The organism is Vibrio sp. 661 (genome assembly GCF_033339315.1).
GTDB classification, from domain to species: Bacteria; Pseudomonadota; Gammaproteobacteria; order Enterobacterales; family Vibrionaceae; genus Vibrio; species Vibrio alginolyticus.
In genome coordinates this window covers 251,007-264,919 of the sequence record NZ_JAWOUJ010000001.1, presented here as the reverse complement: position 1 = coordinate 264,919, position 13,913 = coordinate 251,007, and the positions used below count along the sequence as shown (strand labels likewise).

Sequence of the window (13,913 nt, the reverse complement as noted above, 5' to 3'; positions counted from 1 at the left end):
AGCCTGATTTCATAAAACAATATGATGCAAGTATAGAGTATGCAGTCTGTTTATCGTTAGTGAAAACTTGGTTAAAAAAAGCCCGATTTACAATGTAAAACGGGCTTAGAATTTGATTAGACTAAATTATTTGTGCAGCTTGTAGAACACGGTTGAAAGTGGAGGCAAACGAAGCTCAAGTGATTGAGGCAGTGATTCACTTTCGACTTGTTCCGTTTTCACACTGGTCAGCACTTTAAAATCGCTTCCGCCGTATTTGCTGTCGTCCGTGTTCAGCAGCAGTTCGTATTGACCTGCATTTGGAACACCTAAACGGAAACGCTCGTGTGGTACGGGCGTAAAGTTGGTGATGATGAGAATACGCTCACCCTCTTTACTGATACGCTCGTGCGCTAGGATGCTTGCATCTGCCTCGTCTTGTAGACGCCACTCAAAACCAGCAGGAACACAATCTTGATCGTGCATCGCCGCTTCATTTCGGTACAAGTGGTTCAAATCGCGCATCAGCTTTTGAACGCCTTGATGACGTTCGTATTCCAGCAAGAACCATTGCAACTGATCATCGTGGTTCCACTCCGCCGTTTGGCCGATTTCCGCGCCCATGAAGTTCAGCTTTTTGCCCGGTTGACCATACATATAACCGTAGTATGCACGTAGGTTTGCGGTTTGCTGCCATTCATCGCCCGGCATCTTGTTATGGATAGAGCCTTTTCCGTACACCACCTCGTCGTGAGAGAGAGACAAGACGTAGTTTTCGCTGTGCGCATAAACCAGCGGGAAGGTGATGGTATTGTGGTGGTATTTGCGGTGAACAGGATCTTCTTTGATGTATGAAAGACTGTCGTGCATCCACCCCATATTCCACTTGAAGCCAAAGCCTAAACCACCCATAAAGGTTGGCGCAGACACACCCGGAAACGCCGTTGACTCTTCCGCAATCGTCATCGCATTCGGGAAGTGCTTGTACACTTCTTCGTTCATCCATTTTAAGGTTGCGATTGCGTCGTAGTTTTCGTTGCCACCATCAACGTTCGGGACCCACTGATCGTGGCTACGTGAATAATCGAGATAGAGCATCGACGCGACGGCGTCCACGCGAATACCATCAATATGGAATTGTTCAAACCAGTACAGCGCATTCGACACAAGGAAGCGACGCACATGTTCACGGCCTAAATCGTAAATGTAGGAGTTCCAGTCTTGGTGCCAACCGCGACGCGGATCTGGATCATGGAACAGAGGCGTACCATCAAAGTTCGCTAAACCATGATCATCCGATGGGAAGTGCGCCGGTACCCAATCCAGCACAACACCGATATCTGCTTGGTGACACGCATCCACGAAGAATTTGAAATCATCAGGGGAGCCAAAGCGGCTAGTTGGTGCAAACAAGCCAACGGGTTGATAGCCCCATGAACCATAGAATGGATGCTCAGACACAGGCATCAGCTCAACGTGGGTGTAGCCCATATCCACAAGGTATGGCACCAACTGCTCTGCGAGTTCTCGGTAGTTGAGGAAATCACCTTTCTCGTCGCGCTTCCATGATCCAGCATGTAGCTCGTAAAACGATAACGCTTCATCACGCTTTTGCGTCACTGCACGGTTTTGCCATTTCGCATCTTGCCATTGGTAACGCTTGTGATCGTAAGTAATGGACGCGAACGATGGGTATTGCTCAGAGTAGAAGCCCCAAGGGTCTTGTTTATGAGGAAGCCCTTCCCCATTTGGCCCTTTTAGCTCAAATTTGTACTGAACGCCTTCTTCTAAGCCAGGAATAAATAGGCCCCAGATACCGTAGTCTAGGCGTTGCATTGGATGACGACGGCCATCCCATTGGTTGAAGCAACCCACAAGGCTAACAGCAGATGCATGTGGTGCATAAACAAGGAAACGCACACCAGAGATGTTTTCACCGCCACGTTCTAGCGTGACAAAGTGTGCGCCCATGTAGTGATACATGTCTTTTGGCGTATGCAGATGCTCGTACTCTTGGTAGATATTGTGGTACTGGTACGGGTCATCAATAATTTGTTCAACACCATTCCAATCGACCGCTAAACGGTAGTGGGTCAGGTGTAAATCGCGTTGCTCTTTTAAGATGAAACCGCTGTCGCCATCACGCTCAAGCGCCACGCGAGGTTCACCATTAACAAGCAGTTCAACCTTGTTTGCGCCCGGCATCCAAACTCTCAGCGAAGCTTCGTCGTCAATGAATGGACCCAGCGCCGCAAATGGATCTGAGTAAGCCGCCTCAGCAAGCAGTTCGTATGCGCGTTCGTGTTGTTTCTTTATTTTCTTGGTTTTGGTGGTTTTCAAATCTTTCTCCCTAGAGCCAACATCCTTTTCAAGACCAGAGATCTGAATCAAACATCGGTTTCTCCACAGCCAACGTTGTGAACTCACAAAAAGACTCCGCTTCTCACGTTCGTTGCGTAAACGGCGTCAAAATACAAAAATGCCCGCTATTGTCGCGGGCATAATAACGGTACTTCATCCTAACGGATTGTGTTTTAGGAATGAGTGACCTAGACGGAACTTTCGTACCTCTGAGCTAACAAAATTGGTAATCAGCTCGTCCATCTACGCCACTCTAGGCATCTTACTTACTCGCCTGTGCACGAACTTCAGTAAGTCGTTTAGAAATACGATTCACATCTTCACGGCTGAAGATTTCATCTAGGTTCATCGACAATTTACGACGCCAGTTTGGATACTCATCCACCGTACCAGGAATATTGACCGGTTGATCCATTTCTAGCCAGTCTTCAAGCTGAACACTAAGCAGTGCAGAGTCACCCGCGGCTACGTGCAGTTGCAGCGCTTCGCTTAGGTATGAATCCATTGGCACATACTGAGCATCATGACCAATGCCTTCTGGCAAATAGCCATGCCAGCGAACGCTGTCTAGAATGCCTTGTTTGCACTTCAAGCGATCAGCGAATAGGCCTTCCAATTGCTGTTCATCAGGGTACAGACCAATCTCACGCCCCATCTTCAAGTCATCACAGTGCCAGAAACCGCGTAGTGTTGGCATATCGTGCGTACACAGCGCAGCCATAGATTGCTCAGCGTAGTGCTTCGGAGAAATAAAGCCACCGTCGTCTTTTGATGTTTCGAAGAAGAAGACTTTGTACGAATGCACACCCGCATCACGAAGGATATCAACGATTTCATCAGGTACAGTACCCAAGTCTTCACCGATTACAGAACACTGATGACGGTGAGATTCCAACGCTAGGATTGCTAGCATGTCTTCCACTGGGTAGTACAGGTATGCGCCTTCTGTCGCTTTCTCGCCTTTTGGAATCCACCAAAGGCGAAGCAGGCCAAGTACGTGGTCGATACGCAATGCACCACAATGCTTCATGTTAGCACGTAGCAATTTGATGTAAGCGTCGTAGCCAGTCGCTTCTAGAACCTGAGGGTTAAGCGGAGGCAGACCCCAGTTTTGGCCTAGTGGACCAAGTACATCTGGTGGCGCACCGATACTTGCATCCAATACTAGCGCGCCTTCATCAGCCCATGTTTCGCTACCTGAATCTGCAACACCAACCGCAAGGTCGCGGTACAAACCCACAGCCATGCCTTTTTCTTCGGCTAGCGCTTGCGCTTCTTTGATTTGATCGTCTGCGATCCATTGCAGGTACATGTACAAGTGAACACGATCTTGGTTATCCTTGATGTACTTCTGAGTACCAGCTGCGTCGAATGTGCGGTATTTCTCAGGGAATACTGGCCAGCCCCACATGTTTGCATCTTCTGCATGTAAATCAGCATGAAGTGCATCGAATGCAGCTTGGTGTAGCAAGCTGTCGCCGCCTTTTTCAACAAAGTCCAAGAAGGCACGAGCGCGATCAGTGTTCTTGTCTAAATGGCGAGCTTTAAACTCACTGAATAGCAGCGGAAGAACGCTCATTTTTAGTTGCGAAACTTCGGTGTAATTCACCCAATGAGAGTCTCGCGCTTTTTGTAGACGTTGTTGGAACTCTGCGCTACCAACACGCTGTTGTGCTTCTGCACTTAGCGCGAATTCAGGTACAGAGCTTACGTCGATGTACATGATGTTCAACCAACGACGAGAAGACGGGCTGTATGGGCTTGCCCCTTCTGGATTCGCAGGGAACAGCGAGTGAATAGGGTTCAAGCCAATGAAGTCACCGCCACGAGAGGCAATATCACTCACCAGTTGTTTTAGGTCACCAAAATCACCGATGCCCCAGTTATGCTGAGTACGCAGTGTGTAAAGCTGGATACTAGGACCCCATAGCTTTTTGTGTTGGTTTAGCTCGTCTTGTTTGAAACACGCTTTCGGCGTAATGATCAATGACATCTCGTAAGGTGTTTTACGACGCTTACGACTGATGATCAGTTTGTGATAACCCCAAGCCAAGTTCTTTGGCAATGCAAACACTAGAGGGCCACCCTCAGCACGCTCATCACGAACAATTTGGGACTGAAGATAGCCTTCAAGTACCTCTCCTTGTTCTGTTTCTAAACGCCAGCTGAATTCACTCTCACGAGCACTCGTACCTAGGTTTAGTTCCACTTCGACTGGTTCGCCGTCGCGTAAAACAAGAACAGGGGCTAGTACGTCTTTTTTATGTTTCTTTTCAGCAGAAGCCAGTAGTTTTTCATCACTGCTAGTATCGTAGCCAAGCGAAGCGAGCAAGCGGCGTAGCGTCTCCTCAGACACTTTAGCCTCATCTCCCCAAGCACTGACATAGCTATCAGCCAATCTCGCCATTTCCGCGACTTTCTTTAATGCTGTTTGTTCTTTCATCGCTTTCTCCGAAGGTAATACCAACACCTTCCATGTAGGGTTTTATTGTTATCAATAACTTCTTTTGGAAAATGACCAAAGGTAGCGCTTGGCTACCTTGGTCTTAACTAGGTTCTATTAGCGTTTCACCGCTTCAAGTTTCCAGATATTGTTCACGTAGTCGCGGATTGAGCGGTCTGACGTGAACTTGCCAACAAGGGCGGTATTAAGAATGGCCTTCTTCGCCCAGCCAGCTTGATCTTTATATTGTTCGCTCATGTCTTCGTGCGCTTTCACGTAAGATGCAAAGTCCGCAAGACATAAGTACGGGTCACCGCCGTCTAGTAGGCTGTCATACGTTGCACGCAGTAAGCCTGGTTGACCTGGTGTGAACTCTTCACCCAATAGCAAGTCCATTGACGCTTTGAGTAAGTGATCCGCATTGTAGTAATCAAATGGGTTGTAACCTTGAGCTTTCAGCGCTTTCACACCTTCAACATCTAGACCGAAGATATAGATGTTCTCATCGCCTACTTCCTCACGAATCTCAACGTTTGCACCATCCATTGTACCGATAGTTAGCGCACCGTTTAGCGCCATCTTCATGTTACCTGTACCTGATGCTTCTTTACCCGCTAGCGAGATTTGTTGAGAAACGTCAGCCGCAGGGATAATGATTTCAGCCATGCTCACGCGGTAGTCAGGGATGAATACCACTTTCAGCTTGTTACCGATGCGAGGATCGTTGTTCACCTTGTCTGCAATCTTGTTGATTGCGAAGATGATTTCTTTCGCTAGGTGGTAACCCGGTGCTGCTTTTGCTGCGAAGAACACAACGCGTGGCGTACACTCAAAACCTGGTTCATGAAGAATACGGTGGTACAGAGACAGTACGTGTAGCAAGTCTAGATGCTGACGTTTGTACTCGTGTAGACGCTTGATTTGAACATCGAAGATTGCATTAGTATCGAGCTCGATACCCATGTTCTCTTTCACCCAAGTTGCTAGGCGTTCTTTGTTCTCTTTCTTCACTGCCATGAATTCTTTTTGGAATGTCGCGTCAGTGGCGTACTTCGCAATACCTTCAAGTTGCTCTAGTTTCGCTGGCCATTCTGGGCCGACTTTCTCAGTGATAAGCTGAGACAGACCTGGGTTACAGAACTTCAACCAGCGACGTGGCGTAATACCGTTCGTTACGTTGTGTAGACGTGTCGGGTACATTTCGTGGAACTCTGGGAATAGGTCTTTCTTAACCAATTCAGAATGAAGTGCTGCTACACCGTTTACTGCGTAAGAGCCGATTACACATAGGTTTGCCATGCGAACCATGCGGTGGAAACCTTCTTCGATGATAGAAAGCTTCTGTTGCTTCGCGACATCACCCGGCCACATTGCACGTACGTCTTGTAGGAAGCGGTGGTTGATCTCGTAAATGATCTCCATATGACGTGGTAGCAGGTGCTGGATTAGCGACTCTGGCCATGTCTCTAGTGCTTCTGGAAGTAGCGTGTGGTTGGTGTACGCAAATGTCTTAGAGCTGATTTCCCAAGCCGCTTCCCAAGCTAAACCTTTTTCATCCATCAGGATGCGCATTAGTTCAGGAATCGCAATCGTTGGGTGCGTATCGTTAAGCTGGATAGTCTCTTGCTTAGGTAGATCCGCTAGCGAGTAGCCCGCAGCTTCGTGGCGACGTAGGATGTCACGTACAGACGCTGCTGAGTGGAAGTACTGCTGCATTAGACGCAGTGTTTTACCTTTCTCGTGGTTGTCGTTCGGGTAAAGCACTTTAGTGATGTTACCTGCGTCGATCAGTGCGTGCTGAGCTTCGAAGTAATCACCATTGTTAAAGCTTGCTAGTGAGAATGGTGCAATCGCCTGACATTCCCAAAGACGTAGCGGGTAAACCGTGTCTGATTCGTAACCCACAATTGGAAGATCCCAAGGCATTGCTCTTACTGTCATGCCTGGTACCCATTTGCGAACCTCTTTACCGTTCTCGTTAATCACTTCAACGTGACCGTAGAAACCGATCTCTTGCGCAAGTTCTGGACGCGCAATTTCCCAAGGGTAACCTTCTACACCGCGCCATGCGTCAGGTGCTTCTTGCTGGCGACCATCTTTGAATGACTGTTTAAATAGACCGTATTCGTAATGTAAACCATAGCCGACAGTTGGGAATTCTTGTGCCGCACATGAATCCATGAAACACGCAGCCAGACGACCAAGGCCACCGTTACCCAATGATGGGTCGCGCTCTTCTTCTAGCAGATCAGTTAGGTTGTAACCTAGTTCAGCCATTGCTTCTGTTACTTGTTCGTACAGACCCATGCTGATTAGGTTGTTACCAGTCAAACGACCGATAAGGAATTCTAGCGAAAGGTAGTTAACGCTTTTGGCACTTTTAATGCGTGGATCTTCTTCTGTCGCAAGCAAATCTAGAGTAGTAAATTCAGCCAGAGCATGCCCCATTGCTAGGTACCATGCGCGGCTGTCTGCGTTTTCAATCGTATGAGCGTAAGTTACAGATAGGTGTTTCTTTACGCTTTCTTGGAACGACTTCTTGTCAAATTGTTTTTGTTGAGTAGGTTTCATTACGAAATTCTCACGTCTTTTGGTAATTCATCTGCCATACATCGTGCATTTACCTCTGTGAATAAACATCCTCCTAATTCTCATCCTTTGAAGGAGGAGGGCTGAGGGCGTAGAGGGGGTACCATTGCTAGGTTAGTGATCCAAATCTCAACAAAGTGAACTTTGCACCAGTTCTTAGTGATTTTGATCACAATGGAATGTGAGAAAGGTTAAAACCCGTTCATGACGCTTTTTATAGTCCACTCATCTGATGATGTGAAAATTGTAATATCGGTCACATTAACTCGGTCAGCGTAGAAGAACTTTTCGTAATCTATGTGCAACGCGATCTTAACGCTAACGAAACAAACGATATTTAAGTGACGACAATCACAAATAAAGGGCGTAGTTGATGGTAAATCCATCAACCCTTGAGAATTAGGAAGTGGATCAAAGTAACGAACATTTCTGATGTCGTAACATCCCACTCAGCTCACAGGATTGTACGCTTTTTATACAAACTAGAATTAGGCGATGTGAGTTATTTCTAGTTTTCGCTAGCTTTTATATCTAAGTGACCGTATGGAATGGTTTTTCAGACGGACGCAAGCCCCAACAGTAGCGACATTATCCGGCATTCAAACAGTGTTTTTGATGCTGATGACATCATTCAGTAAGACGGCTTTCAAGGGGGCTTTACTAGAATGATCACGTTGCTGTCATTTGGGTATACATAAATAAGGACATAACTACTAATGTGGATTCCATCTAAGCTTACTCGACCAGGACGCCTGCACAATGCCATCGTGCGCCCACGAGTGTTGGACTTACTACAGCAAGCGCCTTACTACAAATTGGTTTTATTCCGCTCCCCAGCAGGTTACGGAAAAACAACAATGGCAGCGCAGTGGCTATCCGATAAGCCAAACGTCGGTTGGTACAGCATTGATGACAGCGATAACGACGGCTTTCGCTTTGTAAACTATCTGCTTCAAGCATTAAACAAAGCCACCAACTTCAGTTGCGCTAACGCACAAAAACTGGCGGAAAAACGTCAGATCTCGTCTTTACGCTCCCTATTTAGCGAAGTATTCGCTGAAATGGCTGACTTTCATCAAGAGTGCTACGTGGTACTTGATGACTACCATTTAATCACGAATGATGAAATCCATGAATCCATGCGTTTCTTCTTAAAGCACATGCCAGACAACCTCACCGTTGTGGTAACCAGTCGTGCAGCGCCGCCTCTGGGCACTGCAAACTTACGTGTTCGTGATTTAATGATCGAAATCGGCAACGAGATGTTGGCGTTCGATACCGAAGAAACGACTCGCTTCTTTAATCAGCGTATTGCCGATGGCATCGACGAAGACATGGCAAACAGCCTCAGAGCCTATGTTGAAGGTTGGCCATCGGCGATGCAGTTGATCGCATTACAAGCCCAACATCAAAACCGCACATTGGCACAAACTGTAGAGTCGGTATCGCAGTTCAATCACGCGCACTTGTGGGATTACTTGGTCGAAGAAGTGTTTGACTTACTCGATCACGAAACTCGTCACTTTTTAATGCAAGTATCCGTGCTTGACCACTTCAATGATGAGCTAGTGTTTGCCCTTACCCAACGCGAAGATGCACTGGGAATGATTGAATCGCTTAACCGTTACGGCTTATTCATTTATCCGCTCGAAGGGGAACAGAACTGGTTCCGGTTCCATAACTTATTTGGCGAGTTTTTGTCTCATGAGCGCCAAGCTCGTATTCCTCAGCAAGAAAAAGATCTCCACCGCAATGCTGCTATCGCTTGGTTACAACAAAAAGCACCACACCAAGCGATTCATCATGCACAAAAATCGAATGATAAGGACTTAGTGGTAGAGATCCTAAACGAATTCGGCTGGAAGATGTTTAACCAAGGCGAACTCAGCACACTGGAAAGCTCAATTAACAAGTTGGACGATGATCTGTTGTTCAGCCACCCAAAACTTACGATGCTCCGAGCATGGTTGGCTCAAAGTCAGCATCGTTATAACCAAGTGGGCCACCTGCTTGAAGAAGCGGAAGAGGAACACAAAAAGCGTAACATTGCGTTAGATATTCATTATCAAGGTCAAGCAAACGCGTTGCTTGCTCAAGTGGCTATCAACAGTAACCAACCAGAAAAAGCTCTCGAATTAGCGGAGCTAGCGCTTAGCCAACTTGATAACACTATTTACCGTAGCCGAATTGTGGCGACTTCGGTTGTTGGTGAAGTTAACCACGTGCTAGGTAAACTAGACCGTGCTTTGCCGATGATGCAACAAACTGAAAAGCTAGCTCGTCAGTATCAAGTATATCACCAAGCGTTATGGGCAATATTGCAGCAAAGCGAGATTTTAATTGCACAAGGTTACGTGCAAGCTGCCTTTGAACTACAAGATTCCGCATTTCGTCTGATTGAAGATCAGCAGCTTCAGCATGTTCCTCTTCATGAATTTTTGCTGCGTATTCGCGCGCAAGTACTTTGGTGCTGGAACCGACTTGATGAAGCGGAAGAATGCGCGTACAAAGGTCTGCAAATTCTCGAAAACCATTCACCAAGCAAGCACTTACATAGCTATTCGATGTTGGCGCGTATTGCGATTGGACGCGGTGAATTAGACAAAGCCGGTAAATTCATTGAGCACATCCAACACTTGATGAAACAGTCGACTTACCACGTAGATTGGACTGCAAACGCTTCACTATCGTTGATTCTATTTTGGCAAGCGCGCGGGAATACCGATGCAATGCAAGAATGGCTCAACACTGCGGTTCGTCCTGAATCGGCATGCAACCACTTTTCTCAATTGCAATGGCGTAACATTGCCCGCGCCCACATTAACTTAGGCCAATATACCGACGCTCGTGCTGCGTTAGATTTCCTCCAAGGTGAAGCTCGTCGCACTAACCTAATCACAGATACTAATCGCAACTTAGTGGTTGAAGCGGTCCTTTCTGCTCGCCAAAAAGATGAGGAGCAAGCCAAGGCTCTGTTAAAAGAAGCATTAGTAATGACGAACCAAACTGGCATGGTCGGAAACTTCCTGATTGATGGTGCAACCATTGGCGGTCTGCTGGAGAAGTTGAGCCTCCGCCATGAACTGGGCGATCTTGAGCGTCACCGTGCTCAACAGTTAATGAAGGACATTTCATCGAATCAACGTAGCCGGTCAATTCACTTTGATGAAGACTTTATTGAAAAGTTGGTGAATCACCCTAATGTGCCAGAGCTAGTACGTACCAGCCCATTAACACAACGCGAATGGCAGGTTCTGGGACTGATTTATTCAGGCTTTAGTAACGAGCAAATCGCACAAGAGCTGGATGTGGCAGGTACGACAATTAAAACCCACATTCGCAACCTGTACCAAAAGCTTAATATTGCTAATCGTAAAGAAGCCATTGTGACAGCTGAAAATTTGCTACAGTTAATGGGATACTGAACTGCTAGATAAACGGGTTAAAACGTAAAGTAAAACACAAGGGTTGACGTAACACGTCAGCCCTTTTTTATGACTGACAGAAAGAGAAGTGCAATTTGCAAAGCACGTAAGTAACGTTGTTCATATAAAAAAATAGCCAACCGCAATAATCGCGATTGGCTTATATTTAGTGTGAACAAATTGTATTCACTAACAACGTCAGTTGGCTAGGTGACCCTCGGCTTAAGAAGGGTCGAGCAGTATTATGCATTAATCATGCCAAAATGCAAAGACTTATTTTTGGGCACAAGATCTCATATAAGCTGGATTTATTCACGCGCAAATTATCAAAATGCAATTTGATAATGCAAATTGCAATTGCATAATGCAACCAAGATTGATAATTGATAGTAGAGTTAATCATCTCAAAAATGTAAACCAAGCATTAAAAGCTCGTTACGGCGGCATTGTCTCTTGGCGGGTAATAAAGATAGGCAATAGATTGGATATAAAACCAAGTAGTTACAGCACTATTTCATACTTTTTTCATCGCAATGTTTGTATACTCTCTGCCATCGAAACGACTTAGCATTAGAGCAATGAACTACTTAATTACTTTCTTCAAGGGAATCGCCATGGGTGCAGCAGATGTTGTACCTGGTGTATCTGGCGGCACCATCGCGTTTATCACTGGTATTTACGATACGCTGCTTGAAAGCATTCGACGCATTAACCCCTCACTTTTCTCTATCTGGCGAAAAGAAGGGGTTAAAGCCGCGTTTAATCACATCAACGGATTCTTCCTTATCGCTCTGTTTGCCGGCATTTTCACCAGTATTGCAACGCTAGCAAAGTTGATTACTTGGCTTCTTGACACACACCCGATCCCACTTTGGTCATTTTTCTTTGGTCTGATTTTGGTCTCTGTGTATCACATTATTCGTCAGGTTGAGCAACGCGATCTTGTCCGCTTTGTCATTCTGCTCGTTGGTGTCGGGTTTGCTTATAGTATTACTGTGCTCAAACCTTTACACATGGAACCAACGGCCATTAACACCTTATTCGCTGGAGCTATCGCGATTTGTGCGATGATCTTGCCGGGTATCTCTGGCAGTTTTATTTTGCTGCTGATTGGCATGTATGCTCCTGTATTAGCCGCAGTGAAAGGTTTTCAAGTCGATACATTAGCGCTATTTTTGTCTGGCTGCGTGATCGGTTTACTGTCCTTCTCTCACTTATTGTCGTGGTTACTACGCAAGTTCCGTGATTTCACCCTGATGTTTTTGACTGGATTAATGATTGGTACGTTGCCAAAGATTTGGCCATGGAAAGAAACCATCACTTGGCGCACCAATTCGAAGGGCGAGCAAGTGCCATTGCTACAGCACAACCTATCACCATTTGAATTTGAACACGTGACATCACAACCTTCTCAGTTAGTACTTGCTGTCGTAATGATGCTTGCAGCCATTGCTCTAGTTTTGGGTCTAGAGAAATTCGCAGATTCAGATAAATAACTTTGGTATCAAACACATACTGAACCAAATAAAAACGGAGCCAATTGGCTCCGTTTTTATCTATTGGCTAAGGGCAAAACATCTCAATTGAAAACTCTGCTGTATTTGATGCAATAAAGTCCGTCGCGTTACTAAGAAGCTGGTCACCGAGGTATAACGCACAATTTACCGAGGTCACGAGTTGGCGAGCGGCGCATCTGTGCTACGATGCTCGTAATGTTAAGTGATAAATGCTGAACCTTAATGAAACTGTTACAAATCGCCGCTGTTTCAGCCGCATTAGTTGCGGGATTTTATGCCCCGACTCTAATAAAAAGCTTTTCTTCTTCCACTCAAAGCAAGTCAATAGATGAATACTGCTTTCTCTCTACAACCTCTTGCGTCCAAGAAAATGTTACGATGACGCTAAACTCAGAAACTGCTCAACCCTTGGTTCCTACCACTCTAAATGTTGAGTGGCATACAAGCGATGCTAAGCAACTCATCCTAAGTCTTTCAGGAAGAGAAATGGAGATGGGTGAGCCTAAGTTTTTGCTGAAGCAAATCGCTCCTGGCCAATATCAAGGTGACATCATTCTCCCGGTTTGCACGGAGGATGCAATGACTTGGGTTGGTGAACTCAGTGATGGAGAGAATACCGTTTACCCTGCTATAAAAATGCAAAGATAAGGAATCGTTATGAGCCGCAATTGGTCCCTATTTCTCGTAGCTGCTTTCGCACTCGGATTTGGCGTAAAGAGCTATTTAGATAATCAGAAAACGAAGCCAGAGCAAGTGGACAGTTCCACCTCTCAACAAACGGTATTGTTTGGGGAAAATAACCAAGCCGTCAATATCTTCGATGTGAATGACCCTCGCATCCGAGTCGTCTATTTTGGCTTTACTCGCTGCCCAGACGTTTGCCCAACTTCTCTTGCAATGCTGGCAGGAGCACTGAATCAAATTGACGACGCGCAAAAAGCACAACTACGCCCGATGTTCATTTCTTTAGACCCAGAGCGTGATGAGGCCGATGCATCAGCAAAATATGCCCATTACTTCCATCCAATGATTGAAGGCCTATCGGCACCACTTGATGTAACGACACCTTTGGCACACAACTATGGTGTCATTTTCCGCAAGACAGAATTGGAAGGCTCGGAACTAAAGTACACGCTGGATCATAGCTCTTACTTTTACTTCTTGAAGCCGGATGGCACGTTAATCACTAAAGTACCGCATACGCTCTCGCCGGCACCGATTGTTGAAGCCATTTCAAAACTAACGACCGAAGGCTCTTCAAATGACGGTTAAGTCAGTGCTGAAGCAATTTTTCAATTTCCTAACTCATACCAACCCCAATGTCGAACAAGACGTCGATACGATCATTGACGCCATTGGGGGCATAGAGAACCTGCTAGAAACTGGTGCATGTGCGACTCGGCTGCGTCTTACCCTCAGAGCGACGTCCGTCATCGATAAGAACGCACTCAAAAATCATGGCGCGCATGGCGTCGTGATATTGGATGATCGTCATGTCCAAATCATATACGGCTTAAAAGCCAACACGTATTCGCAGATTATGGAAGAGCGCATCACAAAACAAAGTTAATTTTTTTGCAGTATAGCTACCCTCTTTAA

General features: G+C 46.1%; 8 protein-coding genes. 5 read left to right on the top strand and 3 right to left on the bottom strand.

Going from position 1 to position 13,913, the window contains the following annotated elements:
- Positions 1-126: 126 nt before the first annotated feature.
- The 3 genes from glgB to R7P69_RS01145 form a co-directional block, all read right to left on the bottom strand.
- Positions 127-2,370, bottom strand: coding sequence for a 1,4-alpha-glucan branching protein GlgB (gene glgB / locus R7P69_RS01155; protein ID WP_318121386.1), 2,244 nt, complete (start codon positions 2,368-2,370; stop codon positions 127-129).
- Positions 2,371-2,602: 232 nt separating this feature from the next.
- The gene (gene malQ / locus R7P69_RS01150; RefSeq protein ID WP_064376879.1) at positions 2,603-4,783 is read right to left on the bottom strand and encodes a 4-alpha-glucanotransferase; all 2,181 of its coding nucleotides are present in this window, start codon (positions 4,781-4,783) and stop codon (positions 2,603-2,605) included.
- Positions 4,784-4,900: 117 nt separating this feature from the next.
- Entirely contained in the window at positions 4,901-7,354 is a 2,454-nt protein-coding gene (locus R7P69_RS01145) for a glycogen/starch/alpha-glucan phosphorylase (RefSeq protein WP_104980201.1), read from the bottom strand.
- Between the two features lie 734 nt (positions 7,355-8,088).
- On the opposite strand from R7P69_RS01145, the gene malT reads away from it, so the two are divergent.
- The 5 genes from malT (at position 8,089) to R7P69_RS01120 (ending at position 13,884) form a co-directional block, all read left to right on the top strand.
- Complete coding sequence (gene malT / locus R7P69_RS01140; RefSeq protein WP_213891059.1) at positions 8,089-10,797, top strand: HTH-type transcriptional regulator MalT; 2,709 nt, start codon at positions 8,089-8,091, stop codon at positions 10,795-10,797.
- A 578-nt stretch (positions 10,798-11,375) separates the two neighbouring features.
- Positions 11,376-12,293, top strand: a complete 918-nt coding sequence (locus tag R7P69_RS01135) for a DUF368 domain-containing protein (protein WP_031778872.1) — start codon at positions 11,376-11,378, stop codon at positions 12,291-12,293.
- Positions 12,294-12,536: 243 nt separating this feature from the next.
- Entirely contained in the window at positions 12,537-12,962 is a 426-nt protein-coding gene (locus R7P69_RS01130; protein WP_025768641.1) for a hypothetical protein, read from the top strand.
- Positions 12,963-12,971: 9 nt separating this feature from the next.
- Entirely contained in the window at positions 12,972-13,586 is a 615-nt protein-coding gene (locus R7P69_RS01125) for an SCO family protein (protein ID WP_042522188.1), read from the top strand.
- Positions 13,576-13,884 (top strand): PTS transporter subunit EIIB, encoded by a 309-nt coding sequence (locus tag R7P69_RS01120; RefSeq protein WP_005384641.1) that lies wholly within the window; start codon positions 13,576-13,578, stop codon positions 13,882-13,884. Before R7P69_RS01125 ends, R7P69_RS01120 begins: the two co-directional genes overlap by 11 nt.
- Positions 13,885-13,913 lie beyond the last annotated feature (29 nt).

What these genes read in the sequence shown, in the direction of transcription:
- malT (WP_213891059.1), top strand. Translation starts at nt 8,089, where the DNA reads ATGTGGATTCCATCTAAGCTTACTCGACCAGGACGCCTGCACAATGCC.
- R7P69_RS01125 (WP_042522188.1), top strand. Translation starts at nt 12,972, where the DNA reads ATGAGCCGCAATTGGTCCCTATTTCTCGTAGCTGCTTTCGCACTCGGA.
- R7P69_RS01120 (WP_005384641.1), top strand. Translation starts at nt 13,576, where the DNA reads ATGACGGTTAAGTCAGTGCTGAAGCAATTTTTCAATTTCCTAACTCAT.
- R7P69_RS01145 (WP_104980201.1), bottom strand. Translation starts at nt 7,354, where the DNA reads ATGAAACCTACTCAACAAAAACAATTTGACAAGAAGTCGTTCCAAGAA.
- R7P69_RS01130 (WP_025768641.1), top strand. Translation starts at nt 12,537, where the DNA reads ATGAAACTGTTACAAATCGCCGCTGTTTCAGCCGCATTAGTTGCGGGA.
- malQ (WP_064376879.1), bottom strand. Translation starts at nt 4,783, where the DNA reads ATGAAAGAACAAACAGCATTAAAGAAAGTCGCGGAAATGGCGAGATTG.
- R7P69_RS01135 (WP_031778872.1), top strand. Translation starts at nt 11,376, where the DNA reads ATGAACTACTTAATTACTTTCTTCAAGGGAATCGCCATGGGTGCAGCA.